This window comes from Microbacterium sp. K35 (genome assembly GCF_004794375.1).
In the GTDB taxonomy this organism is placed as follows: Bacteria; Actinomycetota; Actinomycetes; order Actinomycetales; family Microbacteriaceae; genus Microbacterium; species Microbacterium sufflavum.
This window is the reverse complement of record NZ_SSDM01000018.1, coordinates 1-13,574: the sequence shown is the minus strand read 5'-3', so window position 1 is coordinate 13,574 and position 13,574 is coordinate 1. Positions and strand designations below refer to the sequence as shown.

Annotated in this window: 9 protein-coding genes; 2 read left to right on the top strand and 7 right to left on the bottom strand. The window is 71.6% G+C overall.

What is annotated here, in order from left to right:
* The first annotated feature begins 201 nt into the window (after positions 1-201).
* Positions 202-1,269: an NADH:flavin oxidoreductase/NADH oxidase gene (locus DW299_RS00250; protein WP_136035231.1), complete on the top strand. Its 1,068-nt coding sequence runs from the start codon at positions 202-204 to the stop codon at positions 1,267-1,269.
* A 69-nt stretch (positions 1,270-1,338) separates the two neighbouring features.
* On the opposite strand, the gene DW299_RS00245 is transcribed toward DW299_RS00250, so the two are convergent.
* The 3 genes from DW299_RS00245 to guaB1 form a co-directional block, all read right to left on the bottom strand.
* On the bottom strand, positions 1,339-2,400 hold the full coding sequence (locus tag DW299_RS00245; protein ID WP_136035230.1) for a hemolysin family protein: 1,062 nt from the start codon (positions 2,398-2,400) through the stop codon (positions 1,339-1,341).
* A complete protein-coding gene (locus DW299_RS00240) occupies positions 2,397-3,716 on the bottom strand; it encodes a hemolysin family protein (RefSeq protein WP_136030868.1) in 1,320 nt (439 codons plus the stop codon). The genes DW299_RS00245 and DW299_RS00240 overlap by 4 nt, the downstream gene beginning before the upstream one ends.
* Before the next feature lie 111 nt (positions 3,717-3,827).
* Entirely contained in the window at positions 3,828-5,282 is a 1,455-nt protein-coding gene (gene guaB1, locus DW299_RS00235; RefSeq protein ID WP_136035229.1) for a GMP reductase, read from the bottom strand.
* 162 nt (positions 5,283-5,444) lie between these two features.
* On the opposite strand from guaB1, the gene DW299_RS00230 reads away from it, so the two are divergent.
* Positions 5,445-9,137, top strand: coding sequence for a multifunctional oxoglutarate decarboxylase/oxoglutarate dehydrogenase thiamine pyrophosphate-binding subunit/dihydrolipoyllysine-residue succinyltransferase subunit (locus tag DW299_RS00230; RefSeq protein ID WP_136030864.1), 3,693 nt, complete (start codon positions 5,445-5,447; stop codon positions 9,135-9,137).
* A 69-nt stretch (positions 9,138-9,206) separates the two neighbouring features.
* Here the strand turns inward: DW299_RS00230 and DW299_RS00225 are convergent, their stop codons facing one another.
* From DW299_RS00225 to DW299_RS00210, 4 genes are read right to left on the bottom strand one after another with little or no spacing between them, the layout of a single operon-like run.
* A complete protein-coding gene (locus DW299_RS00225) occupies positions 9,207-10,223 on the bottom strand; it encodes an N-acetylglucosamine kinase (protein WP_136035228.1) in 1,017 nt (338 codons plus the stop codon).
* Positions 10,220-11,476 carry a family 4 glycosyl hydrolase gene (locus DW299_RS00220; RefSeq protein WP_136035227.1) on the bottom strand — a complete coding sequence of 419 codons (1,257 nt, stop codon included), beginning with the start codon at positions 11,474-11,476 and terminating at the stop codon, positions 10,220-10,222. Before DW299_RS00220 ends, DW299_RS00225 begins: the two co-directional genes overlap by 4 nt.
* Positions 11,477-11,511: 35 nt before the next feature.
* The gene (locus tag DW299_RS00215; protein ID WP_136030857.1) at positions 11,512-12,642 is read right to left on the bottom strand and encodes an ROK family transcriptional regulator; all 1,131 of its coding nucleotides are present in this window, start codon (positions 12,640-12,642) and stop codon (positions 11,512-11,514) included.
* A 27-nt stretch (positions 12,643-12,669) separates the two neighbouring features.
* On the bottom strand, positions 12,670-13,530 hold the full coding sequence (locus DW299_RS00210) for an ABC transporter ATP-binding protein (protein WP_136035226.1): 861 nt from the start codon (positions 13,528-13,530) through the stop codon (positions 12,670-12,672).
* Between the last annotated feature and the right edge of the window lie 44 nt (positions 13,531-13,574).

Below are 13,574 nucleotides of genomic sequence, written 5' to 3'. Positions count from 1 at the left end.
CGTACCCCGAGCACGGCGGCCCCGGGGTACGCGGGCGAACCGGTGCGCAGGGCCACCACGCCGCGCGAGTACTTGTCGTCGTCGCGCGTCGCGGCGCGGACGAACCGGGCCGTGTCGCCGCGTGACCACTCGCGCGCTTCGCTCATGCCTCCACGTTAGCGGGCGGCCCCGCCGCCTCCCGAGCCCCGGTAGCGTCGAACCGTGAGCCTCCTCTTCTCCCCGTTGACCATCCGCTCGACCACGTTCCGCAACCGCCTGTGGGTCTCCCCGATGTGCATGTACAGCGCCCTCGACGGCGTCGCGCAGGAGTGGCACCACGCCCACCTGGCGCAGTTCGCCTCGGGCGGCGCCGGGCTGATCGTCGCCGAGGCCACCGCCGTGGTGCCGGAGGGTCGCATCTCGCCGCGCGACCTCGGGCTGTGGACCGACGAGCAGCGCGACGCCCTCGCCCCCGTCGTCCGGGCGATCCACGACCGGGGCTCGCTCGCCGGCATCCAGCTCGCGCACGCGGGTCGCAAGGCGTCGACATGGTGGCCGTGGGCGCCCGAGCGCGGCTCCGTGCCCGCGACCGAGGGCGGCTGGACCACCGTGGCTCCGTCCGCCGTGGCCTTCGACGGGTTCGCGGATCCGGTCGCCCTCGACGCGGCGGGCATCGACCGCGTGGTCGAGGCGTTCGCCACGGCGGCCCGGCGCGCGCTCGACGCCGGATTCGACGTGCTGGAGCTGCACGGCGCGCACGGCTACCTGCTGCACCAGTTCCTGTCGCCGCTGTCGAACCACCGCGACGACGAGTACGGCGGCTCGCTCCACGACCGTGCCCGGCTGCTGCTGCGGGTGCTCGACGCCGTGCGCGCGACCGCCGGCGACGACGTCCCGGTGTTCGTGCGGATCTCGGCGACCGACCACGCCGAGGGCGGGTTCACGCCAGACGAGGCCGCAGTGGTCGGGGCGTGGGCGACCGAGCACGGCGCCGACCTGATCGATGTGTCCAGCGGCGGGCTCGTCGCGCACCAGCGCATCGCCGTGTCGCCCGGCTACCAGGTGCCGCTCGCGGAGACCGTGCGCCAGGGCGGCCGCATCCCGGTGTCGGCGGTCGGCCTCATCACCGCGGCCGCACATGCCGAGCAGGTGCTGGCCGACGGCGCGGCGGATGCGATCTTCGCCGGTCGGGAGTGGCTGCGCGACCCGCACTTCGCGCTGCGTGCGGCGCACGAGCTCGGTGCCGAGGTCGCGTGGCCGCCGCAGTACGAGCGCGCCCGCTGGCGCTGAACCGCCTCTCGACGACGAAGGCCGCCGCCCCATCGGGAACGGCGGCCTTCGCGCTGGACGGCTGTGGTGTCAGTGCCCGCGCACGCGCCGCGTCGCGTCCTGCACCTCACCGACGAGCTCCTCCAGGATGTCCTCCAGGAACAGCACCGCCGTCGTCTCGCCCGCCGAGTCGCGCACCTTCGCCAGGTGACGGCCGGCGCGTCGCATCACGGCGAGCGCGTCCTCCAGGTCGGTGTCCTCCTGCACGGGGACCATGTGGTGGATCCGCTTGCCCGGGATCGGCTCGTGCACCTTCGTGTCCGCGTCCGGCCCCTCCGAGGCGCGCAGGATGTCCTTCAGGTGCACGTACCCGATCGGGGTGTCCTCGTCGTCGACGATCACGTAGCGCGAGAACCCGTAGCGGGCCACGGCCTTCTCGATGTCGTCCGGCGTCGTGGTCTGCGGCAGCGTCACGAGGTCGCCCAGCGGCACCGCCACGTCGCGCGCCTTCTTGTCGGTGAACTCGACGGCGGCGGTCACGGTGCCCGCGGTGTCCATCAGCACGCCCTCGCGACGGGACTGGCTCACGATCGTGGCCACCTCGTCGAGCGTGAAGGTCGAGGCCGCCTCGTTCTTCGGCTCGACGCGGAACAGCCGTAGCACGCCGTTGGCTGCCGCGTTGAGCAGCCAGATCACCGGCATGAACACCTTCGAGATCCAGACCAGCGGCGACGCGAGGATCAGCACCGCGCGGTCGGGCACCGAGAACGCCAGGTTCTTCGGCACCATCTCGCCGAACACCACGTGCAGGAACGAGACGACGAGCAGCGCGATCACGAACGAGACCACGTCGACCGCGCCGTCGGCCCAGCCCAGCGCGTGCATCGGCACCGCGAGCAGGTGGTGGATCGCCGGCTCCGACACGTTCAGGATCAGCAGGGAGCAGATCGTGATGCCCAGCTGCGAGGTCGCGAGCATGAGCGTGGCGTGCTCCATCGCGTACAGCGCCGTCTTCGCGGCCCGGGACCCGCGCTCGGCGCGCGGCTCGATCTGCGAGCGCCGCGCGGAGATCACCGCGAACTCCGCGCCGACGAAGAACGCGTTCGCCGCCAGCAGCACGACCAGCCAGGCGAGGCCGACCCAATCGCTCATCGCGACACCTCCTCGGCCTCGAGGGAGTCCGGTCTGGGCACGTAGCGCACCCGGTCCACCCGGCGGCCGTCCATCCGGACGACGTGCAGCGTGCCGCTCTCCAGCGGCACCTCGTCGCCGACGACCGGCACGCGCTCCAGCACGCTCATGACGTAGCCGCCCACGGTGTCGTACACGTCGCCCTCCGGCACGTCGACGCCCGCACGGCTGCGCAGCTCATCGGGGCGCAGCTCGCCGGGGAACGTGATCCCGTCGCGGTTGCGGATGATGCCGGCCCGCGTGCGGTCGTGCTCGTCGGACACCTCGCCCACGAGCTCCTCCACCAGGTCCTCCAGGGTCACGATGCCCGCCGTGCCGCCGTACTCGTCGACCACGACGGCCAGCTGGTAGCCGCGGCCGCGGAGGTCGGAGATCAGCGCGTCGACGTGGGCGGTCTCCGGCACGCGCAGCGGCTCGGTCGCCAGGGCGCCGACGGGCACCTCGGCCCGCCGCTCCCGCGGCACGGCGATCGCGGCCTTCAGGTGCACGACGCCGGTGATGTCGTCGAGGTCCTCGTCGAACACCGGGAAGCGGCTGTGGCCCGTGCGGCGCGCGAGCTGGATCACGTCGTCGACCGAGTCGCCCGCGGCGATCGCGTGCATGCTCGGACGGGCCGTCATCACGTCGGCGGCCGTGAGGCGTGAGAACGTCAGGGTGCGGTCGAGCAGCGTCGCCGTGTCGGCCTCCAGCAGCCCGGCGCTCGCGGAGCGGCGTACCAGAGACGACAGCTCCTCCGCGCTCCTGGCGCCGGACAGCTCCTCCTTGGGCTCGATGCCCATGCCGCGCAGCACGCCGTTCGCGCTGCCGTTGAGCACCACGATCGCGGGCTTGAACACGGCCGTGAACGCGGTCTGGAACGGGATCACGAGCTTCGCGGTCGCCAGGGGCAGCGCGAGCGCGAAGTTCTTCGGGACCAGCTCACCCAGGATCATCGACAGCACCGTGGCCACGAACATCGCCACGACGGTCGCGATCGGGGCGACCGCGGCCTCGGGGATGCTCCAGGCGACGAGCGTCGGGCGCAGGAGGTTCGACAGCGCCGGCTCCATCGTGTAACCGGTGAGCAGCGTGGTCAGCGTGATGCCGAGCTGCGCGGACGACAGGTGCGTCGAGGTGTGCTTGAGAGCGCTGATCGTGAGCGAGAGCCGGGATTCGCCCCGGGCCTGTCGCGCCTCCAGTTCGGCCCGGTCGAGATTGACCAGGGCGAACTCGCTCGCGACGAAGAGGCCGGTGCCGACCGTGAGCAGGAGCCCCACGCCCAACATGATGAAATCCATCAGCTATTCCTCTCCGCGGAGAGTTCGGGACGGTGGGGCGATGTTCGGCAACTGGGGGGGTCGTCCATAGTGCGCTCGATTCTACAGAACGCCGCCATGACCGCGCCCGTGCTACCAGCTCACCGGCAGCGCCTTGCCCTCCTCGTAGCCGGCCGCGGACTGCAGGCCGACCAGCGCGCGCTCGTAGAACTCCGGCACGGTCGCGGCACCCGCGTACGTGAACGACGACCGCACGCCGGACGTGATCATGTCGAGCAGGTCCTCCACACCCGGCCGCAGCGGGTCGAGGTAGATCTTCGAGGAGGAGATGCCCTCGGCGAACAGCTCCTTGCGGGCGCGCTCGTATGCGTCGAGGCGCTCGAACCGCGCCTGCACGGCCTTGGTCGACGCCATCCCCCACGACTCCTTGAACAGGCGGCCCTCCGCGTCGCGCTGCAGCTCGCCCGGCGCCTCGATCGTGCCGGCGAACCACGAGCCGATCATCACCGAGGCCGCGCCGGCTGCCAGTGCGAGAGCGACGTCGCGCGGGTAGCGCACTCCCCCGTCCGCCCACACGTGCGCTCCGGCCTCGCGGGCGGCCTGCGCCGTCTCCAGCACTGCCGAGAACTGCGGGCGCCCCACGGCGGTCATCATGCGCGTCGTGCACATCGCGCCGGGGCCGACGCCGACCTTGAGGATCGTGGCCCCCGCATCGACGAGGTCGCGCACGCCGTCGGCCGTGACGATGTTGCCCGCGACGATCGGGAGGCCGAGGCCGAGCTCGGCCACCGTGCGCAGTGCGCGGAGCATGCCCTCCTGGTGGCCGTGGGCGGTGTCGAGCACCAGCACGTCCACCCCGGCACCGGCGAGCGCGCGGGCCTTCGCGGCGACGTCGCCGTTGATGCCGACCGCCGCGGCCACCGCGAGTCGTCCGTCCGCGTCGACGGCGGGGCGGTACAGCGTGGCGCGAAGGGCGCTGCGGGCGCTCAGCGTGCCGACGAGGTGCCCATGGTGGACCACGGTGACCATGTCGACGTCCGCCTCGGTGATCACGTCGAACGCGTGCCGCTCCGAGCCGATGTCGTCGGCGTCGATCGACGGGCTGCCGCGGTGGACAAGGTCGCCCAGCTGCGCGTCGGGGAGGGCGGTCGCGAGGCGGGTCGCCGGCAGGATGCCGAGGATCCGCTCCACGTCGATCGGGCCGGACCCCTGGGCGACCACGATCCCGTGACCGCTGGTGGCCGGCAGCAGTCGCAGCGCCTCGGCCACCGTGGCGTGCGGGGGCAGCACGATCGGCGTGTCCCACAGCACGGGCTGGCTCTTCACATCGCGGATCGCCGCGTCGAGCTCCTGCAGCGGGAGGTCCTGCGGCAGCACGCCGAGCGCACCGCGCCGGGCGAGCACCGCGGCGAGGCGGGGCCCGGTGACCGAGTTCATGTTCGCGGCCACCAGCGGCAGGGTCGCCGGGGTGCCGTCGTGCGGGGCCAGATCGACCTGGAGCCGACTGGTGACGCCCGACCGGCGCGGCACCAGGAAGACGTCCGAATAGGTCAGATCGACGGTGGGCTGCGCGCCTGAGAACTCCATGCCTCCACGGTACCGAGATCGGGACGGCGCGGGCGGGTGGCTTCGACGATTACCCGGGCGAAACAGGTTAGGCTTGGTGGTCGAGAGTGTGCGCGCCCGAACGCATTCCTGCGTCGTGCCTCCGCACCGAAGATCTTCAGCGATGAAAGAGGGCGATAGAGCGTGTCGAACCAGGTGACCGGCGTCGGTGGCGACGGGGGGTTCGGAGCCAATTCCTGGCTCGTCGAAGAGCTCTACGAGCAGTTCAAGGAGAACCGCGACTCGGTCGACAAGGAGTGGTGGCCCATCCTGGAGCAGTACCACTCCGAGGCCACCGCCGCCGGGACGAGCGCGACGGGATCCGCTCCGGCTGACACCGCAGCCGCACCCGCGCATCCGGTCACCGCGCCCATCCCCGTGATCGGTGCGCAGCCCGTCGCCCGCACGACGGCCAAGCCCGCCGCGGCCGCCCCGATCCCCGCGCAGGCGCCGAAGCCCAAGCCCGAGTCGAAGGAGCCGGTCGAGTCCTCCGAAGAGGACAAGGTCACGCCGCTGCGCGGTCTGCCCAAGACCCTCGCCGCGAACATGGACGAGTCGCTCACCGTCCCCACCGCGACCAGCGTCCGCACCGTCCCCGCCAAGCTGATGATCGACAACCGCATCGTCATCAACAACCACATGGCCCGCACGCGCGGCGGCAAGGTCAGCTTCACGCACCTCATCGGCTGGGCGCTCATCCGCACGCTCGACGAGTTCCGCAGCCAGAACGTGTTCTACGCCGAGGTCGACGGCAAGCCCTCCGTCGTCGCCCCCGCGCACGTCAACCTCGGCATCGCGATCGACCTGCCCAAGCCCGACGGCACGCGCGCCCTCATGGTGCCGAGCATCAAGCGCGCCGACACCATGACCTTCACCGAGTACCTCGCCGCGTACGAAGACCTGGTCACCCGCGCCCGCGGCAACAAGCTCACCGCCACCGACTTCCAGGGCACCACGGTGTCGCTCACCAACCCTGGCGGCATCGGCACGGTGCACTCGGTGCCGCGTCTCATGAAGGGCCAGGGCTGCATCATCGGCGCCGGCGCCCTCGAGTACCCCGCCGAGTTCCAGGGCGCGAGCGAGAAGACGCTCAACGAGCTCGCGATCGGCAAGACCATCACGCTCACCAGCACCTACGACCACCGTGTCATCCAGGGCGCAGGGTCCGGCGAGTTCCTGAAGAAGGTGCACGAGCTGCTGATCGGGCAGCGCGGGTTCTACGACGACATCTTCGCCGCGCTGCGCATCCCGTACGCGCCGATCCGCTGGAACCCCGACATCGCGGTCGACCTGGCCGAGCGCGTCGACAAGCAGTCCCGCGTGCAGGAGCTGATCAACTCCTTCCGCGTGCGCGGCCACCTGATGGCCGACATCGACCCGCTCGAGTACGTGCAGCGCTCGCACCCCGACCTGGAGATCGAGAGCCACGGGCTGACCTTCTGGGACCTCGACCGCGAGTTCGTCACGGGCGGCTTCGGCGGGCGCCGCGTGGCGAAGCTGCGCGACATCCTCGGCGTGCTGCGCGACTCGTACTGCCGCACGCTCGGCATCGAGTACATGCACATCCAGGACCCGGAGCAGCGCCGCTGGTTCCAGGAGAAGGTCGAGGTCAAGTACCAGAAGCCCGGCCACGACGAGCAGCTGCGGGTGCTCCGCAAGCTGAACGAGGCCGAGGCGTTCGAGACCTTCCTGCAGACGAAGTTCGTCGGCCAGAAGCGGTTCTCGCTGGAGGGCGGCGAGTCGCTCATCCCGCTGCTCGACGAGATCCTCCAGGGCGCGGCGACCGCGGGCCTCGAGGGCGCGGCGATCGGCATGGCCCACCGCGGCCGCCTCAACGTGCTGACCAACATCGCCGGCAAGACCTACGGCCAGGTGTTCCGGGAGTTCGAGGGCACGCAGATGCCCGGCAACCAGCGCGGCTCCGGCGACGTGAAGTACCACCTCGGCACGGAGGGCACGTTCGTCGCCGACGACGGCTCCTCGCTCCCGGTGTACCTCGCCGCCAACCCCTCGCACCTCGAGACCGTCGACGGCGTGCTGGAGGGCATCGTCCGCGCCAAGCAGGACCGTAAGCCGATCGGCACGTTCGCCTGGCTGCCCATCCTCGTGCACGGCGACGCGGCCTTCGCCGGTCAGGGCGTCGTCGTGGAGACCCTGCAGATGTCGCAGCTGCGCGGCTACCGCACGGGCGGCACCATCCACGTCGTGGTCAACAACCAGGTGGGCTTCACGACCACCCCGAGCGACGCCCGCACCTCGGTGTACGCGACCGACGTGGCCAAGACGATCCAGGCGCCCATCTTCCACGTGAACGGCGACGACCCCGAGGCCGTCATCCACGTCGCGCAGCTGGCGTTCGAGTACCGCGAGCGCTTCCACCGCGACGTCGTGATCGACCTGGTCTGCTACCGCCGTCGCGGTCACAACGAGGGCGACGACCCGTCGATGACGCAGCCGCTCATGACCGACCTCATCCAGGCCAAGCGGTCGGTGCGCCGCCTGTACACGGAGTCGCTGGTCGGTCGCGGTGACATCACCGAGGAGGAGTACGACGAGGCCAAGGCCGACTTCCAGAACCGCCTGGAGATCGCTTTCGCCGAGACGCACGCCGCCGAGACGGGTGCCACGCCGATCGCGCCCGAGCTCCCGCCGGTCGAGGACCAGGTGGGCGCACCCGAGATCACCGGCGTCCCCGCCGAGGTCATCCAGCTGATCGGTGACGCGTTCGTGAACAAGCCCGAGGGCTTCACGGTGCACCCGAAGATCCAGCAGCTGCTGGAGAAGCGCCTCGACATGAGCCGCAACGGCAACATCGACTGGGGCTTCGGCGAGCTCCTCGCCTTCGGGTCGCTGCTGGTCGAGGGCACCCCGGTGCGGCTCGCCGGACAGGACTCGCGCCGCGGCACGTTCGTCCAGCGCCACGCCGCGCTGCACGACCGCGCGAACGGCCAGGAGTGGCTGCCGCTGTCGAACCTGTCCGACGCGCAGGGCCGCTTCTTCGTCTACGACTCCCTGCTCAGCGAGTACGCCGCGCTCGGATTCGAGTACGGCTACTCGGTCGAGGCGCCCGAAGCGCTCGTGCTGTGGGAGGCGCAGTTCGGCGACTTCGTCAACGGCGCCCAGTCGGTCATCGACGAGTACATCTCCGCCGCCGAGCAGAAGTGGGGTCAGCAGTCCAGCGTCACGCTCCTGCTCCCCCACGGCTACGAGGGCCAGGGACCGGATCACTCCTCCGCCCGCATCGAGCGCTTCCTGCAGCTGTGCGCTCAGGAGAACATGATCGTCGCGCGTCCGTCGACCCCGGCCTCGCACTTCCACCTGCTGCGCCGCCAGGCCTACGCCCGTCCGCGCAAGCCGCTGATCGTGTTCACCCCGAAGGCGATGCTGCGCCTGCGCGGGGCGACGAGCCCGGTCGAGGCCTTCACGCAGGGCCGTTTCGAGCCGGTCATCGACGACGACCGCGGTCTCGACCGTTCGGCCGTCAAGCGCGTGCTCGTGCACTCGGGCAAGGTGCACTGGGATCTGCGCGCCGAGCTGGAGAAGAACCCGAACCCCGAGGTGGCCCTGGTGCGCCTGGAGCAGCTGTACCCGACGCCGATCGACGAGCTCAAGGCCATCACCGACTCCTACCCGAACGCCGAGCTCGTCTGGGTGCAGGAGGAGCCGGAGAACCAGGGCGCCTGGCCGTTCCTCGCGCTCGCATTCGCGGATGTCCCCGGCGACCGCACGTTCCGTCCGATCTCGCGCCCGGCGTCCGCTTCGCCCGCGACCGGATCGTCGAAGGTGCACGCCGCGGAGCAGGCGACGCTGCTGCGCTCGGCCGTCACCCTCGGCTGATCGTTCGACCGCAACGGGCGCCGCGACCACTCGGTCGCGGCGCCCGTTCCCGTTGCGGCGAGGGCGGTCTCAGCGCGCCACGACGGGTTCGGCCGCGTGCCGAAGATCCGAGCTGAGGTGGTCGCGGGCGCGTACCTTCGCGGTCGCCTCCGCCCCCGCGGCGTCGAGCACGAGGAGCGCCGCCCCCAGCACAGGCGGCGCGTCCACGATCTCCAGCCGCGCCGAGGGCGCGTGCTCCGCAAGCCCCGCGTGGATGCTCGCGAGCAGCAGCGGGTCTCGGCCTCGTGCGACTCCGCCGCCGAACAGCACCGGCAGCTCGACCGCGCGCAGCCCGAGCCGGTCGACGCAGGCGCGCACGAACGCCACGACCTCGTCCGCCTGACGCCGCACCACCTGCCGTGCGACCTCGTCCCCCGCGGCCGCCGCCTCGAACAGCAGCGGTGCGAGAGCCGCGAAGGCCTGAGCCGGCCGTCGTCCGAGGTGCACGTCCTCGATGAGCGCGGCGACCGAGGAGGCGTCGACCGCGGCGAGAAGCCGCTCGACCAGCAGGGTGTGCGGTCCCCGGCCGTCCTCGGCCCGTGCGGCGTGCCATACGACCGCGTCGCCCAGTTCGGCGCCCCCGCCCCAGTCGCCCGAGAGCGGGCCCAACGCGGGGAAGCGCACCTGCGCCCCATCCGCCCGCACCCCGATGGCGTTCATGCCCGTGCCGCAGATCACGGCGACGGCGTCCGGCGCGTCGGTTCCGGCGCGCAGGAGTGCGTGCAGGTCGTTCTCCACGATCGCGCCCGGCGACCAGGGCAGCGGCGCGATGGCCGCACGGAACGCCGCGATCTCCTCCGCGAGGTCGAGTCCGGACAGGTACAGCCCCACGACGTCGAGGTCACGCGGGTCGCGGTGGCCGAGGGCGCGCCGCACGAGCCCGTCGATCACGCGGACCGACGGGGCGAGTCCGTCGATCTGCGGGCTCGACCCGGTCCCGCGCTCCCACGCGAGCACCTCTCCCGCGGTGTCGAGCAGCACCACGTCGGTCTTGGAGCCGCCGCCGTCCGCCGCGAGGACGAGCCGGTTCCGGTCGCCGCGGGTCACGCCCACTCCAGGTATCGCGCGTTGGCGGCGAGCAGCAGATCGGTCAGCTTCTCGGCGCGCTCGTGCTGCAGGACGAGCGGGTGCGCACGCATCGCCCGCAGCACGCGGTCACGCCCGCCGGCGGTCGCCGCGTCGAGCGCGAGCCGCTCGTAGCCTGCGACCGCGGAGATCAGTCCGCGGATGTCGTCGGGCAGTGCCGCCACGGGCTCGGCGAGGAAGCGACCGTCGCGATACCGGGCGGGCACCTCGATCACGTGGTCGTCGGGGAGGAACGGCAGTACCCCGTCGTTGCGGAGGTTCACCACGCGCGGCACCTCGGCGCCCCCGCGGATCGCGATCAGCAGCTCGATGGCCGCCTCGGAGTAGAACGCCCCGCCGCGCCGCTCGAGGATCTCGGGCTTGGTGTCGACGGAGGGGTCGGCGTAGAGCGCCAGCAGCTCGTGCTCGATCGCGCGCACCTCGACCGCGCGGGTCGCGTGGTGACGCTGTTCGTGCAGCACCTCGTCGTGCGCGTAGTAGTACCGCAGGTAGTAAGAGGGCAGCACGCCGAGCTGCGCGAGCAGGGCGGGCGGGAGCTCGACCGTGTCGGCCAGTTCTCGCCCCCGCGTCGCGAGGGCCGCGGGGAGCTGGTCGACGCCGTCGATGTACACGCCGCGCTCCCAGGTGAGGTGGTTGAGCCCCACGTGGGCGAGGGTGACGCGGTCGGGCGCGACTCCGGCCTCCTCGGCGAAACGCCGCTGGAAGCCGATCGCCACGTTGCACAGTCCGACGGCGCGGTGCCCGTCCTCCAGCAGGGCGCGGGTGACGATGCCGACCGGGTTGGTGAAGTCCACGATCCACGCCTCGGGCTTGGCGTGGCGACGCACGACGTCGGCGATGCGCAGCACCACCGGGACCGTGCGCAGCGCCTTCGCGAGTCCGCCGGGGCCCGTGGTCTCCTGCCCGATGCAGTCGACGTCGTGCGGCCAGCTCTCGTCCTGCTCGCGGGCGTCCTGGCCGCCCACGCGGAGCTGGATGAGCACGGCGTCGGCGTCGCTCACACCCGCCGCGAGGTCGGTGGTCGTGAGCAGTCGCGCGGGATGCCCTCCCCGCGCCATCATGCGGCGGGAGATGCCGCCCACGAGCCTCAGGCGGTCGGGATCCGTGTCGACGAGCACGAGCTCCTCGATCGGCAGTTCACGCTGCAGCCGGACGAACCCGTCGATCAGCTCCGGCGTATAGGTCGATCCTCCGCCGACGATGGCGAGTTTCATCTGTCCTCCTTGTTCGGGCGGGTGCCCGGTGGGCGTCAGTCGGTGGGGATGCGGTCTTCGAGGATCGTGCGGATCTGCTCGACCAGGAGCCGGCGGGCACCGAGGAGCACGGCGCTGTCGCCCGTTCCGCTCAGGCGCACCTCCGGGGTCGGCCGTTCCTCTCCCGCGGCACGCTCGGCCACGAGCTCGGCGAGCCGCTGTCCTCCCGCGAGGTTGGTCGGCCCGCCGAGCACGATCAGGGCGGGGTCGAGCACGACCAGCACGGGCTCGATGGTCAGCGCGATGCGGTCGGCGACCATCCGCAGCACCTCGTCGTGCAGCGCGAGTGCGGCGAGGCCGTCGTCGTCGGGGGGCAGGAGGTCGAGGATCACCTGCGAGCCGAGCAGATCCGTGGTCACGGCTCCGGGCTGACCGGTGCCGGCGGCCACGGTCAGGTAGCCGATCTCCCCGGCACTGCCGTGCGCGCCGCGGTGGATGGTGCCGCCCAGGTCGACGCCGACACCGAGGCCCACACCCGCCCAGAGGAACGCGAAGCTGTCGACGTCCTGGGCCACGCCGACCGCACGCTCGGCCATCGTGGCGAGGTTGACGTCGTTCTCCAGCGTCACCGCGACACCGAGCGCGGCCTCGATCCGGGCTCTGGCGCCCGTCGCGGGCCACCCCGGCAGCGAGTCCGTGAGCGACAGGGTGTCCTGCCCCTGACCCACCGCGGCCTGCACGCCGATCGTCACGGCCTCGATCGTGTCGCGGTCGGCTCCGGCGGCGGCGCATGCGGCATCGACGGCGCGCGCGATGTCCTGCTCGGGCGAGCGTTCCTCGCCGATCACCGGAAGGTCGACCACCGGATGCTCCTGGCCGGTGGCGTCGACGAGCGTCGCCTGGATGCTGCCGTCGAGCATGCTCACCGCGACCCCCGCCACCCGGTCGGTCCGCACGCCCCAGCTCACCGCGCTCGGGCCGCGACTGCCCGCGACCTCCCCCACCGGCAGCACGAGGTCGGCGCGCTCGAGTCGCGCGATCATCTGCGTGGCGGTCGGCTTCGACATCCCGGACAGCTCGCCGAGTCGCGTGCGGGTCAGCGGGCCGTGCTCGAGGATGAGTCGCAGCGCTTCGCGATCGTTCCTGGTGCGCAGCCATGCCGAGGTGCCTGGGTCGATCTGTGCCATGGTGTGTGTTCCTTCCCCGCGACCGACTCAGGCGATGCCGAGTTCAGCGCGGACGTGGTCGCGAAGGCGGCCGAGGTTCTCGGGTTCGGGGGCGGCGCCGAGGAGGGTGCGGGTGTAGTCGTGTTGGGGGTGGAGGATGACCTGGTCGGCGGGTCCGCGTTCGACGACGTCGCCCTTGTAGAGCACCATGATCTCATCGGAGAAGTGGCGGGCTGTGGCGAGGTCGTGGGTGATGTACAGCACGCCCAGGTTCTCTTCCCGCTGCAGCTCGGCCAGCAGGTTCAGGACCCCGAGCCGGATCGACACGTCCAACATGCTCACCGGCTCGTCGGCGACGATGAACCGTGCCCCTGGGGCCAGCGCCCTCGCGATCGCGACGCGCTGCCGCTGCCCGCCGGACAGCTCGTGCGGGCGGCGCTCGGCGAAGCTCTCCCCCGGGGTCAGCCGGACCCGTTCGAGCAGCTCGATCGCCCGCGCCCGCACCGCCGTCCCGGACAGCTTCGGGTGGTGCAGGCGGATCGGACGCTCCAGGTGATGCACGATCGTGTGGAAGGGGTTCAACGACGCGAACGGGTCCTGGAACACCATCTGCACATCCGACCGGTACCGCTCCAACCCCCGACCCCGGGTGCCCGACTCGACACCGTCGAGGAGGATGGACCCGGAGGTGGGCGTCTCCAGCTTCATCAGCATCCGTGCGATCGTCGACTTCCCCGACCCCGACTCCCCCACCAGCGCGACCGTCTTCCCGGCCTCGATCGTGAACGACACGTCCTTCACCGCATGCAACACACTCGTGCGGAACCCGGAGCGCAGGGTGAAGTCCTTCACCAGATTCCGCGCCTCCAGGGTGCCGGTCGCGGTGGTGGTGTCGGCGATGGCGCTCATCGGATGCCCTCCTGGCTCATACCCGTGCGGACGAAATCGCCGCG

What these genes read in the sequence shown, in the direction of transcription:
- DW299_RS00220 (WP_136035227.1), bottom strand. Translation starts at nt 11,476, where the DNA reads ATGAAACTCGCCATCGTCGGCGGAGGATCGACCTATACGCCGGAGCTG.
- guaB1 (WP_136035229.1), bottom strand. Translation starts at nt 5,282, where the DNA reads ATGGAGTTCTCAGGCGCGCAGCCCACCGTCGATCTGACCTATTCGGAC.
- DW299_RS00245 (WP_136035230.1), bottom strand. Translation starts at nt 2,400, where the DNA reads ATGAGCGATTGGGTCGGCCTCGCCTGGCTGGTCGTGCTGCTGGCGGCG.
- DW299_RS00215 (WP_136030857.1), bottom strand. Translation starts at nt 12,642, where the DNA reads ATGGCACAGATCGACCCAGGCACCTCGGCATGGCTGCGCACCAGGAAC.
- DW299_RS00240 (WP_136030868.1), bottom strand. Translation starts at nt 3,716, where the DNA reads ATGGATTTCATCATGTTGGGCGTGGGGCTCCTGCTCACGGTCGGCACC.
- DW299_RS00210 (WP_136035226.1), bottom strand. Translation starts at nt 13,530, where the DNA reads ATGAGCGCCATCGCCGACACCACCACCGCGACCGGCACCCTGGAGGCG.